Below are 15,459 nucleotides of genomic sequence, written 5' to 3'. Positions count from 1 at the left end.
CTCTGATCCAAAGCAACCTAAGGCTCCGTCTCCTCGTCGGCGCTCTGGTTTTTCTCGTAGTCTTCGTAGGCTTGAATGATCCGTTGCACCAATTGATGGCGCACAACATCCCGTTTCTCTAAATATACAAAAGCGATCCCTTCGATCCCTTTGAGGACCTTTTGGATCTCAACCAAACCAGAACGTTTCCCCTTGGGCAGGTCGATCTGGGTGATGTCCCCGGTGATCACCGCCTGGGAACCAAAGCCCAACCTGGTCAGGAACATCTTCATCTGATCCGGGGTAGTATTTTGGGCCTCATCAAGGATGATGAAAGCATCGTCCAAGGTCCTGCCCCGCATGTAGGCCAGGGGTGCCACTTCGATCATGCCCCGCTCCATATACCGCCGGTAAGCCTCTTGACCAAGGATATCAAAAAGTGCATCGTACAGTGGACGCAGATAAGGATCCACCTTCGTCACCAAATCTCCCGGCAAAAAACCGAGGCTTTCTCCGGCCTCCACCGCTGGCCGCGTCAAAATGAGACGGCTGACCCCTTTGCTCTTCAAAGCCGCCACCGCCATGGCCACGGCCAAATAGGTCTTCCCCGTTCCCGCGGGTCCAATGGCAAAGACGACCCCGTTTTCTTGAATGGCTTGCACGTAGCGCAATTGACCTTTAGTCTTGGGCACGATCTGTTTGCCCCGGGCGGTCACCTCAATGACCAGCTTGGACATTTCGTGTAGCTGGCTGGCTTCACCCTTCTTGGCCAAATCCAACGTATAACGGACCTGCTGGGTGGTAATCCCGCCCCAGTTTTTGGCGATCTGGGCAAGCTCCTCCAGGGCCTGTTCCGCCTTGTCCACCTGCTCCTGAGCCCCCGTGATTTTGAACTCATTCCCCCGGGCCACGATCTTCACGCCCAGTTCCTGCTCCAACATCTGTATATGCTCATCACCAACGCCACAAAGGGAAACCATCGCGGCGTTATCTTCAATCAAAAGACTCCGCTGCACTCCACTTTCCAATATTGCTCTGTTACCCCCTCGCCGAAGATTAATCGTCTGTGTTGGCAACGAATTCCGCAATGTTCTTGCGCATTTCCACCAGGACGTTGGCCTCCATGTATTCCACTCCCCCTTCGGTCACCAGCGCGTAGGTGACCGAGAGGATCTCTCCATCCTCGACCCCGGGAATACGCTCCTGCAATGCTGCTAGGGCCTGCTCTTTGGCCAGCCGCTTGGCCTCTTCATGATCTAGTGTATACCGTGCTATCTCTACCTCATGAAAAACCTGCTCCTGCCGTCCAACCGGCAGCCGCCATCCCCAAATTTCCCAGTATCGACGGTCGGTCTCCACATCGTACTCCGTAAAGGAGGTGCGAAAGCGGCCTAGGGCATAGGGCCCCACCAACAGTTGCGAAGAACGTTCCCGGTTGCCCGTAAGCTCCCTGACCTCAAGCACCATAGGAGTACGCCCCCGCTCTTCATACCACACCAACGCGGTGACGATTCCGTCGGCCCGCAAATAGGGCCTTTGGCCGGCTCGTACTAGCTCCTGATACTGCGGATCGTAAGAAGCCAGCTCTCCGCTGATCAAAACCTGTCCCCGTACCACCGTCTCGCCACTGGAAACCCGGGGCGTACCTCGAATAGGGATCACATCCAGCACGATCCCCGGATCACTGGCCACCAGGTCGCCACTTTCCTGGAGGTGACTGTCCACCACCGTCTTCTCGGCCACTTCAATGGTCACTAGGGTTCCCCGAACCGATAGACTGGCCCAGGCCAAACCGGGCAGTTCTTGCAACAGCCGCTTCTCGATGTCATCGGGTTCTAGCTCGCTCTTGCGCACACCCCGAACCAATCCCGCCCGACCTACAATGGCAAGGATTTCCTCCGGGGCAATTCTTTCGTATCCCACCACTTTGATGAACCAGACGTAGGAAGATAACAGGTAGACTAAAAATAAAAACAGGACTCCTCCCGTGACCAATACCTTGCGTCTAGCCATCCGTTGTAACAAAAAGGGCACGCCGACCTTCTTCAGTACTGTGCAACGCACCCGTCCTTTGGGGATGTAATCCCTAAGTCTTCGCCAATCTGCCACCGAAACCCGACAACAGATCGTATCCGGGAGAATCCGCCGCACTTGGCCGAATTCCACACCGTCAAGACTAGCGGCAGTAAGGACCGCCTCTAAGTCTGTGCCCTTTAGGGTTATTATAACATACCCACATATGTAAAGCCATAACCAGCGCATCCCCTAGTCAGTCCCTCCCCGGTTCGACTGCGTACCCTCCAGGATCACTTGTCCAATGAGGCCAGCGATCAAAAGCTCGTGGCTGGTGATGCTGATGATCCTGAGTTTTTCCCCCAACACCAGGATGGGTCCATGTGTGCTTTGAATTTTCATTTTTGACTGGGTAAATTCTAAAATTCCCCGATGGTTGCCAATATACAGTTGGTATTGACCGATCATGGTCAGCCGGGGCAAATCCAAAACCACATCTTCGGGCAATTCGAAGGCGCGGATTAGACGTTTTAGGAAATTGAGATATCCTTGTCTGACCAGGGGAAAGCCCCCCTTTCCTCCGGCAGCATTCTAGATATTTTATATGTCCGATCCCCCCGCTTTAGAACAAGAGCCCCGCATCCATGCGGGGCTCTTTCCCTATCTATTTCCTAAACTGCCATGGCCGCAGGGCCCTAGGTGGCCCCAGGATCTCGCTGAGGATGATCCCTTGGCGCAGCTGCCTCAAATTCACCCTTTTTTGTCGCAAGCTTGATGGGGACACCATCGTCACCAGCGACCACTCTTCATCGGATTGCTGGGCATCGGAACACTCAGCGGGCCCTTCCGTGACCTGAAATGAAGCCGCGTCCACCGTAAACGACATCTCTTCTTCGGATGACAGTTCATCTACCGACGGGACAATCACCGTTTCCGGAGGGGCCCAGACAGTTTCCGCCGGCTCCGGGGCAGGGAAAATCACCTCCGGTGGTCTTTGGGGGCCCCGAGCCTGTGGAGGAACGGACTTGTTTGGCCTTCGTTGCCCAGCCAGATGCTCAAGCAGGTTAATCACAACCGCGATCAACAGGAAGGCAAAAAACGCGTACCTCATGCCTATTTCTGCTCCTTAGGCGGAGTCTTCTTTTGCTGCTTGGGTTCATCCCCAAACTCCGGCTCCTCGCTTCGGGCCAAGCTTTCCCGCATTTGGGTGTCGGCCACGATATTGCGCATCGCGTAATAGTCCAAAACTCCCAGGTTTCCAGATTTCAGAGCTTCAGAGATAGCCAAGGGCACTTGAGCTTCGGCTTCCACTACCCGCGCCCTCATTTCCTGAACCCGGGCCAACATTTCCTGTTCCAAAGCCTGAGCCGCAAATCTGCGCTCTGCAGCCTTGGCTTGGGCAATGTTTTTGTCCGCTTCCGCCTGGTCAATCTGCAACTGGGCACCAATGTTCCTACCCACATCCACGTCGGCTATATCAATGGACAGAATTTCGAAGGCGGTACCCGCATCAAGGCCCTTCTCCAGGACCGTTTTGGAGATCAGATCCGGATTTTCCAAAACAGCTTTGTGATCCGCTGACGAACCTACGGTGGTCACGATCCCTTCGCCCACCCGGGCGATGATCGTCGGTTCTCCCGCTCCTCCCACCAAACGATCGATGTTCGCCCGTACAGTCACCCTGGCCTTGCACTTCAGTTCAATCCCGTCCTTAGCCACCGCGGAAATCACGGGGGTTTCGATCACCTTGGGGTTTACACTCATCTTCACCGCTTCTAGCACCTGTCGACCCGCCAGGTCAATGGCCGCAGCCCGCTCAAAGGTCAGGGGAATATCGGCCCTGTGGGCGGCGATGAGGGCATCAATCACCTGGTCCACATTTCCTCCGGCCAGGTAATGGGCCTCTAGTTTATCAATGGTCACAGGTAAACCTGCCTTCACGGCCTTAACCAGAGGCATGATAATCTTCCCCGGCGGAACCCGGCGCAGACGCATACCCACGAGGGTAAAAATGCTGACTCTGACCCCTGCCGCCAGGGCTGAAATCCATAGCCCCAAGGGCACAAAGCTGAGAATCACCAACAACAACACGACAATCAAACCAACTGGTATAAGGAAAACATACGCTTCGGAACCCATCGATGAACCTCCTTGCCAACCTCTTTATTTCTCTTACCTAACCCCCATTTTATCCTTGCCCAAGAATATCAGCAACAAGATTACTCTTTTCCTGTACCCCGGCCCTTTGCCGTACTTCTTCCAGGACCGAACGGCCCGCAAGGTATATGGCACACGCCTCCATAAAGGAAAGGAAAACACCGATGCTGGGCAGCAATCAGCCCGCGAACCACCACTTCCCCATTCCCCCATTAGGATGAGGCTTCCAGTTCGATTTAAGTCACTGATACCCCCGCCTTTGCCGCCATAATCAACGGCAACAGGATCTTCCGCGGTGGAACCCGCTGCATGTGCGTCGCGACAAGCCTGGACAACTTGAGCTTCACCCCGGCACGCCGAGCAGTCTCCCACAAAACTAACAAAGGGAAAATGGAAATAGGCAAACCCAACGGTACAATCAATACGACCAGATCAAGAAATCCCATCTGGCCTACGGGGCAACCTCCTTGTTCCTTGATAAAACCCGACCTACTCCTCCCGATTCCAAGAAAAAAGCATCTCAAGCAAAGGGACGGGACAGCCTTATTCTTACTCCTTCTTCTGCGGTTCAACCTCTTCTTGCTTTGGGTAGTTGGCCACCCGCCGGACCACGATGCGGTTGGCGAAAACCTCGAACACCTCCACGGGGACCCCTTTCTCAATGAACTCCCCACCGGAAACCACGTCTAGCCGTTCCCCATCGATCTCCATGGTACCAGCCGGACGCAACACAGAAGTGGTAATCCCCACTTTTCCCAACAAATCTCGGCGAGGCTCACTGGTGATATATCCCTCCTCCCTAACCGCGGCGGTGCTTAGAATCAGGGGCCGCAATTTCCCAGCCCGCTTCAATTGCCGAAACACTAGCAGGAACAGAACCACACTGGCAACCAGGGATCCAATGATGGAATAAAGGGCCACTTCCGGGTCCGCAAAGGCCAGAAAGATACTGAAAAAGACGGAGAGCAAGCCAAGAACCCCCGACACACCAAAGCCAGGGATCACGAACGCTTCCAGGATCAACAGAACGATACCGGCAATGAAGAGAATAATCACTTCAAAACCTGCTAGCCCCGCAAACATATGGCCGCCGAAAAACAAGCCCAAAGCCGTAAGACCAAGGACACCGGCCACGCCAAATCCAGGGGTTACAATCTCCACGATCAAACCCAAAAAGCCCACGGTTAAAAGGATAGAGCTGATCACAGGTGAAGTAACAAACCCCGCCAGGCGCTCGGCTAGTCTCGGGGCCACCTCCACCACCGTTGGATTGGTCACCCCCAGGGCCGCAAAAACCTGCCCGCGGTTTGTGGTTTGAAAATCGGCGATCCCGTGTTCCACAGCCTTGGCCGCATCTAGGGTCAGAATCTCGCCGGAACGGACTAAACCATCGATGGCAATTCTGCGATCCACCATGGCCGCGGCAATCGACGGATCCCGGCCCCTTAAGGTTGCCACAGCCACAAACTCCTCCCGCAGGGCGCTGACGGTTTTCTCATCACTGGGACTGGGCTCTGCGGCCCCAATGGTACTTCCCGGATGCATGCAGATCTGTTCCGTGGCAAGGGCGATCAACGCTGCAGCCGAAAGGGCCCTGCTTCGCACATAGGCGCAAACCGGCACCTGACTATGGGCAATGGCATCCTTAATGGCTAAGGCCGCATCGACCCGACCGCCGACACTGTCGATTTCCAATATGATCAAACTCGCGCCCTTGGCTTCCGCGTTCTTGATGGCCCTTTCCACAAACCGGGCCATCCCCATCTGCACCTCGCCCTTCACCGGCACCACATGGACCACCTCGGCGGATGCAATGCCCGTAAACCACAGTAGCACCAGAAGCACCGGCAGGATGATCTTGCTGTGTTGTTTCACCACGGCACCGCCCCTCTCTCTGCAAAAAACAAAGAGGTGCCCCAACCTCAGGGCACCACTTAATCAGAATTAATAATCTCTTCGGCGATTTCTCTTTCGCGCCGCCTCAGACTTCTTCTTCCGGCGTACACTGGGCTTCTCGTAGTGTTCCCGCTTGCGGGACTCCTGGAAGATTCCGGCCCGTCGGCACTCTCTATTGAATCTCCGTAACACCTTATCGAAGGACTCGTTACCGCTAACCCGTACTTCGGTCACTTGTATCCCTCCCCTCCTGTAAAAAGCCAACCAACGATAGCACTGGCAGTGGGTCCGCTTTGCGAACATCAACCGGGAGGCCAACCGAGTGACCGTCCTCCGAGCAGATGGAAGTGCAAATGCATCACAGTCTGTCCACCCTGCTCACCACAATTGACGACGATCCGATATCCATCATCGGCGAAACCTTGCTCTTTTGCCAGCTTGGCGGCTATGTGATGGATATGGCCAATCAAGGTCCGATCATCTTCCTCGATGCTGTTGACGTTTGGGATGTGCTTGCGAGGGATGATCAACAGATGCACCGGAGCCTGGGGGTTGATGTCTTTAAAGGCTACCACTTGCTCATCGGAATAAACTATATCCGATGAGATCTGGCCAGCAGCGATTTTGCAAAACAGACAATCAGACAAATCTACACCCCCTCTCTCCCATTACACCATCTTCTAGAGATTTCGACAGTGGTCAAGGGATTCCTGCTTGCTTCGGTGTTCATCTAGTGTAATTCTCCATACACTTGACCATCTTTTACCCCTGTAATCATAACCCGGCAGAGTTGTCCAAGTAAAGAGGGGGAAGCTAACACTTTTACCGAAACGTAGTTGTCTGTTAAGCCGGTTAAGTAGCCATCGGCCTCTTCCTCAAACAAAACCTCAAGTTCCCTGCCCACAAGCTGCTGCCAAAACTGTTCTTGAAGCTTCTGAGCCAGCTCGTCTAACCTCTGGGCCCGGGCCGTCTTCTCTGCACCGCTGACTTGATCGGAAAAGCTAGCGGCCACTGTCCCCTTCCGGGGCGAAAAGCGGAAGATATGCATTCCAGAGAAAGCCATACGCTCAATGAAAGCATAGGTCCTCTGGAAGCTTTCCTCGTCCTCCCCGGGAAAACCCACAATTACATCGGTGGTCAGTCCTCCCAAGGGGACCAGATCCCGCCACAGGCTAGCCAGCCGGGCAAATTCCTCTGGGGTGTACAGTCGTCCCATCCGGCGCAGTATGGGCAGATCCCCACTTTGCAATGGCATATGTAGATGCCGACAAATCCTGGGGGTCGTGGCCATGAACTCGATCAAACCCTCATCCAGCTCCTGGGGTTCTAGGGAACTGACCCGCACCCTTCCAGAAAACCGTTGGGTGATTTGCTGCAAGAGCCATTGCAGATCCTGTCCCTGGGCCAGGTCCTTACCATAGGTCCCTAGGTTCACACCGGTAACCACGATCTCCTGGTAGCCAGACTCCTGCAGAAGCTGCACCTCTTCAAAGATGGAATCGGGCCGACGGCTGCGGGCCGGTCCCCGGGCCAAAGACACCCGACAATAGGTGCAGCGGCGATCGCAACCATCCTGCACCTTCAAGGTGGCCCGGGTTCGCCCACCGGCCGCACCCCGGACCCCCAAGGCTTCGTAGTCCCAGTCCCCGTCTTCTCCCACCAGCTGATACTTCTCCCTGGTCCTTTGGACCTGGGCCACCAGCTCCGGGATCTTGCTGCGGTGCCGGGTCCCCACCACCACATCCACCCCGGGAATCTGAGCCACCTCCTCGGGCTCCATCTGGGCATAGCACCCCATAACCACGATCACCGCCTCGGGATTGGTGCGAACCGCCCGGCGCACCGCCTGGCGGCTTTTTCGATCCCCAATGACCGTCACCGTACAGGTGTTGATGATATATACATCTGCCGGCTCATCGAAGTCTACCACTTGGTAACCCGCCTGGACAAACAGATCCAAGACCGCTTCCGTATCGTACTGGTTTACCTTGCAACCTAAGGTGAATCCGGCCACCCTCTGGCCCTGCACCATACTAGCACTCTCCTTCAGCGCCCAGATCCCCCAAAGCATAGCCCACCGCACTCAAGGCCGCCACCGCGGCGGTCTCGGTACGTAAAACCCGGGGACCAAGGCCTACAATCCGCCCGCCTATTGCTTCCACTTGGGCGATCTCCCCGGGGCTAAACCCCCCCTCGGGGCCGATTATCACCAGGATAGAGCGACCCTCTTCCCCTTGCAACACTTCCCTTAGGCCCTGGGGGGCCGGGTAATGAAAGCAAAGGAGCAAATCACAGCCCAGCTGGTCTTGGGCAAAGGTCAAGCCGGCGGCGAAATCCTGCACGGGGTGAACCACCGGCACCCAGGCCCGACCGCATTGTTTCACCGCCTCGAGGGCAAGCCGCTGCCACCGCTCTACCTTGGCAGCAGCCCGCTTCCCTTCCACACGTACTACCCCATATTCGGTCATGCAAGGGAGAAAATGCCAAACCCCCAGCTGGGTACCCTCCCGCACCACCGTATCCATCTTGTCCCCCTTGCCAATGCTTTGCAATAAGGTGATCTGCAGGGAAGACTCCCGGTGGGGTAAACGGTCAACAATGCGCACCTTGACTCCCTCGGAAAACTCCCAAATACAGGCCAAGTACTGCTGACCTTTCCCATCGAAGATTTCAATCTCATCACCCTCCCGCAGGCGTAGCACTTTGGTCAGGTGATGGATCTCGTCTGGATCCGCGACTAGCCCAAAACCTGCGGCAGGGTCGATCTCTCTTGCCAAAAACCGATGTCTACTCATTTTGGTAAACCATACCCGTCCATTCTTCCCTTTCCCCTACCTGCAACAGTTTAAACCCTTCATTGCAGATAGCGGTGATCACATCCTCCTTTTTGCCCCGGGTAATTCCGCCGGCAATAAACCGACCACCAGGGACCACCTTTTCCTTGATCGCCCGGGCATGGGCAATGATCACCTCGGCCAGGATGTTCATAATCAAAAGATCCGCCTGTCCCACAGGCACCTGAGGAAAAACACCGTGCATGGCTATGCATTGTACTTCGGAAATACCATTGTGGGCCAGATTCTCCCGGGCTTCTGCCACCGCCACCGGGTCGTTATCCACCGCCACCACTGGGCCAGCCCCCAGCTTGCAGGCACCAATGGCCAAAATCCCCGAGCCACAACCAATGTCGAAAACACGATCCTGAGGTATTGTCCACTGTTCCACAAACTCCAAGGTCAATTGGGTGGTGGGATGTAACCCGGTCCCGAAGGCCATCCCCGGATCAAGGAAAATAGGGATCCTGTCTTCAGGGATCCCTTTGTCCTTCAACCAAGAGGGGACAATCACAAAGCGAGAACCAATGGGTTGTAGAGTGTAATACTCCTTCCAACGCTGGGCCCAATTGGTGGGGGCATAGGCTTCTTTATGGAGGGAAAAGGCGCCTTTGGGTAATCCGTTAGCCGCAGCCAAACGCGCCAGGGCCCCTTGCACCTGCTCCAACTTCGGGGCAATATCCTCACCGGCCAGGTAGCCCCGGACCAGCACGTCTTCCCCCCGTTCCTCAAACCAGGTACCGGCACAGCCCGCATCCTGCAGGATAATGGCCAACAGTTCACTATAGGCCATAGGCCCGATCAATTCTAACTGCACCCAAGATATCTCTTGTTGTCTTTTATCCATGACGACCGATCCCATCGATAGCATCTTTTACTCGACCGAAAAACCCCTTCTGCTGTTGGTTGGAGGGACCCTTGTCGAGCTTTTCGCCGGAAATCTCGGCAAACTGTAAAAGAAGCTCTCTTTGGGCCTCAGTCAATTGCTTGGGTACCTGCACCTTGACCACCACATACTGATCCCCCCGGCCATAGCCCCGCACATCGGAGATACCCTTGTCCTTAAGGCGAAAACTGGTATCGGGCTGGGTCCCAGCGGGAATCTGGAGCTTCACCGGCCCGTATAACGTGGGAACCTCCAGCTCGGTCCCTAAAGCGGCCTGGACAAAACTGATAGGCATCTCCACTTGCACATCGTTGCCCCGGCGGGTGAAAAGCTTATGGGGCTTCACGCGGACATAGACGTATAAATCCCCCGCGGGGCCACCCCGCCTTCCAGCATTACCCTGCCCGGCCAGCCGCAGGCGCTGTCCAGAATCAATGCCGGCGGGTACCGTAACCTTGACTTTACTCCTTTTGCGCACCAACTTTTTCCCGTTACAGCGTCCACAGGGGGTCTCGTAAACATCGCCCTCCCCGTGGCAGCGGGGACAGGTCTGCACATTGACCATCTGACCCAGGAAGGTCTGCTGCACCCGCCGCACCTGACCCGTCCCCCCACATTCGGGACACCGTTTGATGGGCGTACCCGGTTCTGCCCCATTGCCATGGCAGTGGTCACAGGTCTCCACCCGGTCAATGGAGATCTCCTTCTCCACACCAAAGGCCGCCTCTTCGAATTCCACCGTGATCTCTGTCTGCGAATCACTACCGCGGACTGGCCCGCGGGCCGGTCCTCTCCCCTGGGAGAAAATATCGCCGAAAAGATCTTCGAAGATAGTGCCAAAATCGCTAAAGTCCCCGAAATCGAAGCCGCCAAACCCGCCCTCGCCCCCGGCACCCTCAAAGGCCGCATGTCCGAACTGATCATACTTGGCGCGGGTTTCCGGGTTACTGAGAACTCGGTAGGCTTCGTTAATCTCCTTGAATTTTTCCTCAGCATCGGGTTCTTTATTTACATCCGGGTGGTACTTACGGGCCAACTTACGGAAGGCAGCTTTCAGTTCTGCCTCCGTTGCATCGCGCCCCACACCTAGAACTTCATAATAATCTCTTTTGGCCAAACCTTACCACCTCGGTAACTGTCTACACAATCTAGTTGTCTACTTCTTTGAAATCGGCGTCTACTACGTTGTCATCTCCCGCCGATTTGCCGTGCTCTTCCTGCCCCCCACCCTTGGACTGATATAGTCTAGTGGAAAGCTCATGGAGTTCTTTGGTCAAAGCCTCCATGGCGTTTTTGATTCTGTCTTTATCTTCGCCCTCGAGGGCCTTGTTCAACTCGGCTTTCGCCGCCTCCACCCGACTCTTTTCCGCCTCGGTGACCTTGTCCCCCAGCTCCTTCAGGGTCTTATCTACGGAGTAGCCTAACTGTTCCGCTTCGTTACGCAGTTCAACCATTTCACGGCGTTTCTTATCTTCTTCCTCGTAATTCTTGGCTTCGTTCACCATGCGCTGAATCTCTTCCTCGGTAAGGCCGGTATTGGAGGTAATGGTAATCTTTTGCTCCTTACCGGTGCCCAGATCCTTCGCGGAAACATTGACGATACCATTGGCGTCAATATCGAAGGTAACCTCGATCTGCGGCACACCCCGGGGGGCCGGTGGGATCCCGGTCAGCTGGAAACGACCGAGGGTGATGTTGTCCGCCGCCATGGCCCGTTCTCCCTGGAGTACGTGGATATCCACCGTGGTCTGGTTATCGGCCGCGGTGGTGAAGACCTGGGAGTGTTTGGTGGGAATGGTGGTATTCCGCTTGATGAGCGTGGTCATCACACCACCTAGGGTCTCAATCCCGAGAGACAAGGGCGTTACATCAAGCAGCACCAAATCCTTCACTTCACCGGCCAGGACTCCCGCTTGAATGGCGGCACCAATGGCCACACTCTCGTCGGGATTGATTCCCTTGCTGGGCTCCTTGCCCAACAACCGCTGGATCGCTTCCTGGACCGCCGGGATACGGGTGGAACCACCCACGAGGATGATTTTGTCGATCTGTTCCGGTTTCAGCTGGGCATCGGCCAAAGCAGCCCGGACCGGTTCCATGGTGGCCTCTACCAAATCGTCGGTCAGTTCGTTAAACTTGCTCCGGGTAAGCTCCAACTCCAGATGCAGCGGACCACTGGGGCCCGCGGAGATAAAGGGCAAATTGATGGTGGTAATCTGCCGCCCGGACAACTCAATCTTCGCCTTCTCCGCCGCTTCCTTGAGGCGCTGCATGGCCATCCGATCCTGGGTCAAGTCGATACCATGCTTGTTCTTGAAATCATTCACCATGTAATTGATGATCCGCTGGTCAAAATCATCTCCTCCCAGGCGGTTATTCCCCCGGGTAGCGATCACTTCGAAGACACCATCTCCCAGTTCCAGAATGGAGACGTCAAAGGTCCCCCCGCCCAAGTCAAAGACCAGGATGGTGTGGTTGTCTTCCTTATCTACACCGTAGGCCAACGATGCTGCCGTTGGCTCGTTGATGATCCTCTTCACATCCAGCCCAGCGATCCGCCCCGCATCCTTGGTGGCTTGGCGTTGGGAGTCGGTAAAGTAGGCCGGAACGGTAATGACCGCCTCGGTGATCTCTTCTCCCAGATAATCTTCCGCATCCTGCTTCAGTTTACGCAGGATCATCGCTGAGATCTCCTGGGGGGTGTATTCTCTATCTCCAATCTTCACCTTACGGTTAGTTCCCATGTCTCGCTTAATGGACAATACGGTGCGTTCCGGATTGGTAATGGCCTGACGCTTGGCCGCTTCCCCCACCAGAAGTTCTCCGTCCTTTGTAAAAGCAACAACCGAAGGAGTAGTGCGGCTACCCTCTCGGTTGGGAATAACGACCGGTTCACCACCTTCGATTACCGCAATGCACGAGTTAGTCGTACCCAAGTCAATCCCAACGATTTTTCCCATTCAAAACCCACTCCTTCTTACTATTAAAGACTCTCGGTCTGTTCACCGTCATTGGGCTCTTCTTCCCTAGCTTGTTGCTCGGAAGCTACCGCCACCGTCACTAGACTCGGCCGTAGCACCCGGTCATCAAAGATATAACCCCGTCTTAATTCTTCCACGACCCAGCCAGGAGAAACCTCATCGGTTTCCACCATCATCAGGGCCTCATGGAATCTGGGGTCAAACTCCTGTCCCACCGCGGCGATTGCCTGGATCCCATGGTCCTTGAACACTTGTTCCAACTGATCCAGTACCATGCGCACACCCGCGGCCACGCTCTGTTCGGCCTCACCGCTGCTGCTTTGATTTTGGACCGCCAGTTGGAGGTTATCCAGTGCGGGTAACAGCTTCAAAACGAAGGCAGCGATCGCCTGTTCACCGGCCTCTGCCTTTTCTTGACGGGTACGTCGCCGATAGTTTTCAAAGTCAGCCCGCAAACGCAGGTACTGATCCTGCAGTTGCTGCTTCTCTTCGCTAACCTCTGCAAGCTTCTGCGTCGTCTCCTCCAACGCCGCTTGCATCTTTGCCAATAGTTCCTCGGGCGCGGGAGACTGAGTCTGTTCCTCAGTGTTGGGTCCCCCGTTGTCCGCTTCTAGATCTCGGTGTTCACCCTGTTCCGCGACATTTTGCTCCTCGCCGATCACGGCAGGATCTTTATCCAATCTATTCACCTCTCAAGACTTCTCCACGCGCAGATTCCCGGTGGGATGGCAAAACTCCAATCACCGGGTAATCTCAGTGAGTATTTCACTCAAGCTTTCGGCCATAAACTGCACGAAAGCCATAGATCGCCGATAATTCATCCGGGTCGGACCCAAAACCCCTATGCTTCCGAAGACCTGACCACCGATATGATACGTGGACATGACAATACTGCAACGGTGCAGCTCCTCGTAGGGATGCTCAGAGCCAATTACCACCCGCAGGTCCCCCCGGATCCGAATGGGATCCAGAAGATCCAGCATCAGCCTACGTCCTTCCAGGACTTTGAGCAGCGACTTGGCCTTCTCCACATCGGTAAACTCCGGCTGTTCAAGCAGGTTGGTAGCACCGTCTAAATATATTCTCTCCTGGGGGTTACTGTCAAGTCCATGCTCCAACAGGTCCATGATCTCCTCGAACAGCTTCTGGTCATCAATTATGTCCCGGATCTCTCCAATGACGCTTCTGGTCAGATCTGTAAGGGTCGACCTTCCCAATAGGGCACTTAGGTGCTCCGACATCAGATTCGCATCCTCCTCGGTGATACGCCGACCAGTCTCCAGAATCCGATTCTGGACAAAACCGGGATCGATCACGGAGATGACCATCACGTTCTTCTCGTGCAGAGGGAGGATACGTACATGGCGGAAACGGCTGGCACCGAGGTTAGGCGCTACGGCGATGGAGGTATACTTGGTCAATGCGGCCAACAGCCGGGTGGCATAGGCAATGGTATCCTCAATCTCGCGCCGTTTGGCACTGATCTCTCTCCTAATCCGCAGCTGTTCCGCCTGCGTGATGGGATCCGGTTGTACTAACACATCTACGTAAAAACGATAACCCTTATCCGAGGGAATCCGCCCCGCTGAAGTATGGGGCTGATGTAGGAAACCATGCTCCTCCAGATCCGACATTTCATTGCGGATGGTGGCGGCACTAATCCCCAGGTTGTACCGCCGGGCGATGGTCCGGGAGCCGACAGGTTCTGCGGTGGAGATATAATCATCGGTAATTGCCTCTAGTATCTTGCGCTTTCTATCGTCCATGACCACACCCCCATCACGAGCACCTGGGTTTAGCACTCATAGAACAAGAGTGCTAACAGCATTCATGTTAAAAATACCACCGGGCGGTGGCTTTGTCAAGGGCGAGGCCCCCTGGGCTATTGGCACCGAATTCGAGGTCAAGTTGCTTCAACCAACAGGCCCATGGACCTAGTCCCAGGTTTCCTGCACCGCCAAACCGCCTCTACATGGTGCATAGGAACCAGCTCGGCCTTTTGGCGAACGTCAAGGTTGCCCTCCCTACGGATGATTTCTACACCATCGGCATGGGGGTAAAGGGGGCTAACGTGATCCCTCTTGGATCTTCCCACTGTGACTGATGGGAAGACCACCCTCGACCCTGGGACAGGGATGGCCCAAGGCAGTAGCAGTATGAATCCTTTCTCCATCCCTTCCCATCCTTCGATTTAATTTTGTCCCAGCCCCACAAGGGGTGCAATCCTTCACCCTAGTCAGGTTTCCTGGTGCCAACATCCGGTTCCGGTGTCAATCCTTGGCTAAGGCCGATACACCGGTATAGAGCAAGGCAAAGATAACCAAGATGATGCCCTCGGTGTAAAAGAGTCTAGGAAAATCCACTTGATAAATCACCCGAATACCATCGTGCACCTTCGGAGCCACTAGGTTGAAGATCGACTTGGAAACATAGCCCACGGCGTAATCACTTCCTATGGTCACTTCGTACATCGGTACCCGTAGCAAACCTATGTAAACCAGGACAAGGGCACACAAGAATAGGGTTCCACTTTTCAGAAGACGGATAAAGCTCTCTTCAGAACCTCCTTCCCGAAAAGTTCATCCATCTCAATCCCTATTTCCCGAACCTATCAAACATATCCCCTAAAAGAACAAAGCTTCCGCCATCACCTCCCTCCCCTGCGGTCTACCCTTAGACCCCAATCATCATATGCATCCGAAACGAGACTGTT

At 55.0% G+C, this 15,459-nt stretch carries 17 protein-coding genes; all 17 read right to left on the bottom strand.

Annotated elements, in window-relative coordinates; translation table 11 throughout:
* Positions 1-17: 17 nt before the first annotated feature.
* Entirely contained in the window at positions 18-959 is a 942-nt protein-coding gene (locus GXX57_03345) for a PhoH family protein (protein ID HHV43692.1), read from the bottom strand.
* 76 nt (positions 960-1,035) lie between these two features.
* Positions 1,036-2,241, bottom strand: coding sequence for a sporulation protein YqfD (locus GXX57_03340; GenBank protein HHV43691.1), 1,206 nt, complete (start codon positions 2,239-2,241; stop codon positions 1,036-1,038).
* A gap of 3 nt (positions 2,242-2,244) precedes the next feature.
* Positions 2,245-2,553: a sporulation protein YqfC gene (gene yqfC / locus GXX57_03335; GenBank protein HHV43690.1), complete on the bottom strand. Its 309-nt coding sequence runs from the start codon at positions 2,551-2,553 to the stop codon at positions 2,245-2,247.
* 103 nt (positions 2,554-2,656) lie between these two features.
* Entirely contained in the window at positions 2,657-3,103 is a 447-nt protein-coding gene (locus GXX57_03330) for a hypothetical protein (GenBank protein ID HHV43689.1), read from the bottom strand.
* Between the two features lie 2 nt (positions 3,104-3,105).
* Positions 3,106-4,131, bottom strand: coding sequence for a flotillin-like protein FloA (gene floA / locus GXX57_03325; GenBank protein ID HHV43688.1), 1,026 nt, complete (start codon positions 4,129-4,131; stop codon positions 3,106-3,108).
* 254 nt (positions 4,132-4,385) lie between these two features.
* Positions 4,386-4,595, bottom strand: coding sequence for a hypothetical protein (locus GXX57_03320; GenBank protein ID HHV43687.1), 210 nt, complete (start codon positions 4,593-4,595; stop codon positions 4,386-4,388).
* A gap of 103 nt (positions 4,596-4,698) precedes the next feature.
* Positions 4,699-6,027: a nodulation protein NfeD gene (locus GXX57_03315; GenBank protein ID HHV43686.1), complete on the bottom strand. Its 1,329-nt coding sequence runs from the start codon at positions 6,025-6,027 to the stop codon at positions 4,699-4,701.
* Positions 6,028-6,093: 66 nt separating this feature from the next.
* Complete coding sequence (locus GXX57_03310) at positions 6,094-6,279, bottom strand: 30S ribosomal protein S21 (GenBank protein ID HHV43685.1); 186 nt, start codon at positions 6,277-6,279, stop codon at positions 6,094-6,096.
* Positions 6,280-6,347: 68 nt separating this feature from the next.
* Positions 6,348-6,692, bottom strand: a complete 345-nt coding sequence (locus tag GXX57_03305) for a histidine triad nucleotide-binding protein (protein ID HHV43684.1) — start codon at positions 6,690-6,692, stop codon at positions 6,348-6,350.
* A gap of 83 nt (positions 6,693-6,775) precedes the next feature.
* Positions 6,776-8,077, bottom strand: a complete 1,302-nt coding sequence (mtaB, locus tag GXX57_03300) for a tRNA (N(6)-L-threonylcarbamoyladenosine(37)-C(2))-methylthiotransferase MtaB (protein HHV43683.1) — start codon at positions 8,075-8,077, stop codon at positions 6,776-6,778.
* A 1-nt stretch (position 8,078) separates the two neighbouring features.
* Complete coding sequence (locus tag GXX57_03295; GenBank protein ID HHV43682.1) at positions 8,079-8,840, bottom strand: 16S rRNA (uracil(1498)-N(3))-methyltransferase; 762 nt, start codon at positions 8,838-8,840, stop codon at positions 8,079-8,081.
* The gene (gene prmA, locus GXX57_03290; protein ID HHV43681.1) at positions 8,833-9,726 is read right to left on the bottom strand and encodes a 50S ribosomal protein L11 methyltransferase; all 894 of its coding nucleotides are present in this window, start codon (positions 9,724-9,726) and stop codon (positions 8,833-8,835) included. The genes GXX57_03295 and prmA overlap by 8 nt, the downstream gene beginning before the upstream one ends.
* A complete protein-coding gene (gene dnaJ / locus GXX57_03285; GenBank protein ID HHV43680.1) occupies positions 9,719-10,882 on the bottom strand; it encodes a molecular chaperone DnaJ in 1,164 nt (387 codons plus the stop codon). The genes prmA and dnaJ overlap by 8 nt, the downstream gene beginning before the upstream one ends.
* 31 nt (positions 10,883-10,913) lie before the next feature.
* The gene (gene dnaK / locus GXX57_03280) at positions 10,914-12,725 is read right to left on the bottom strand and encodes a molecular chaperone DnaK (protein ID HHV43679.1); all 1,812 of its coding nucleotides are present in this window, start codon (positions 12,723-12,725) and stop codon (positions 10,914-10,916) included.
* Between the two features lie 23 nt (positions 12,726-12,748).
* Positions 12,749-13,426: a nucleotide exchange factor GrpE gene (grpE, locus tag GXX57_03275; GenBank protein ID HHV43678.1), complete on the bottom strand. Its 678-nt coding sequence runs from the start codon at positions 13,424-13,426 to the stop codon at positions 12,749-12,751.
* 60 nt (positions 13,427-13,486) lie between these two features.
* Complete coding sequence (hrcA, locus tag GXX57_03270; protein ID HHV43677.1) at positions 13,487-14,512, bottom strand: heat-inducible transcription repressor HrcA; 1,026 nt, start codon at positions 14,510-14,512, stop codon at positions 13,487-13,489.
* A 504-nt stretch (positions 14,513-15,016) separates the two neighbouring features.
* Positions 15,017-15,232: a hypothetical protein gene (locus GXX57_03265; GenBank protein ID HHV43676.1), complete on the bottom strand. Its 216-nt coding sequence runs from the start codon at positions 15,230-15,232 to the stop codon at positions 15,017-15,019.
* Positions 15,233-15,459: the final 227 nt, after the last annotated feature.

The organism is Bacillota bacterium, from assembly GCA_012839765.1.
Taxonomy (GTDB): domain Bacteria; phylum Bacillota; class Limnochordia; order DUMW01; family DUMW01; genus DUMW01.
The sequence above is the reverse complement of the archived record's forward strand: the minus strand, read 5'-3'. Positions and strand labels throughout refer to the sequence as shown.